Raw genomic sequence first — 1,098 nt, 5'->3', positions numbered from 1 at the left:
CTTCTTTTAGCCAATCAGCCAATGCCTTAAACAACATAAAAGGATCAACGAACATTGCAACCAGAACCAACGTATCTGGCAATGGGAAAGCAAAAGAAACGGCCGCAACATTTGAGAAAGACATAAAACAACTCGCAACGAGCATTGTATCTGCTGGTAAAAATATCAACGCTGTCGCAAAAGACTTTTCAGCAATTGATTTAAAAGCATCGCAACAATTTCAAATGAACGCATCGCCAATGAGCAGGTGGTTCAAATGACGGAAACCAGTTATCAAGCAACGCTAAGAACGATTCAAACTGAACAAGATATAGTTGCAACAGAACTTCGGACAATTAGCAAACAGCAAGAAGACCTTTTCTATATAGATCAAGAAGAACAGCGGTTGTATTCAGAGGTGGTCGCAACTTCTCCACCAGAAGAAAAGATGTACTTTCAAGATAGAGGCGTAGATAGTCGGCATCAATCAGAGAAAGCACAGCAACTCTTAGCAGAGAAAGAAGCCGAATTAAACAAAACGAAAAAACAGTTGCTGGAAGCCGAAGAAGAAACCTATCAAGAACAACGTATTGCGCTATTGGAGGAAGAAAAGGGGAAGTAGTAAATGGGGTTGAAATTTTATGTTGGTGAAATGCAAGCGCAAGCAAATGACGCGTCACGTATGAACCAAGAAGCAAGTCAAGCGATTGCCTCGCTACAAAAAAGTATCGCACAATTTTTATTAGCACCATTATCAGGTCAAGCCTACGATTCAGCGAAACGCTATTTTAATGTAGTCTATACACCGATCTGTCGTTCTGTTACTATGACAGGAGAAGCCATGGCAAATGCGCATAAACGACTGCTCAGCGAGTATCAAAGTTCTGTTTCAAGTATCGATACAGACGAAGACCAAATCCTGAGCCAAATCAACCGATTCGAACAGCTGAAACAGAATTTAGAACACCAGATGCTCGTGTCCAACGACGTTCAGCCAAGTTTAGAACGCCGTTATATCAATGCTTGTGAGTGTATTGCCAAAAAAAGAGAACAGTTAGAGAAGTTTCATGCTTATAACGCCCGTTCCGCAAGTTTCTTTTCAGAATACGAAGCCTGCGA

3 protein-coding genes are annotated in these 1,098 nt (G+C 41.3%); all 3 read left to right on the top strand.

What is annotated here, in order from left to right:
* A partial coding sequence (locus BCR23_RS04445) for a TIGR04197 family type VII secretion effector (protein WP_069634287.1) occupies positions 1-260 on the top strand: 260 nt, incomplete at its 5' end.
* Entirely contained in the window at positions 257-601 is a 345-nt protein-coding gene (locus BCR23_RS04440) for a DUF3958 family protein (RefSeq protein WP_069634286.1), read from the top strand. The genes BCR23_RS04445 and BCR23_RS04440, both read left to right, overlap by 4 nt.
* 3 nt (positions 602-604) lie before the next feature.
* The coding region (locus BCR23_RS04435) for a T7SS effector LXG polymorphic toxin (protein WP_069634285.1) at positions 605-1,098 on the top strand (494 nt) is incomplete at its 3' end.

It is taken from the genome of Enterococcus quebecensis, from assembly GCF_001730365.1.
Classification (GTDB): domain Bacteria; phylum Bacillota; class Bacilli; order Lactobacillales; family Enterococcaceae; genus Enterococcus_L; species Enterococcus_L quebecensis.
Note: the sequence above shows the minus strand (reverse complement) of the source record. Positions and strands in the feature narration are given on the sequence as shown.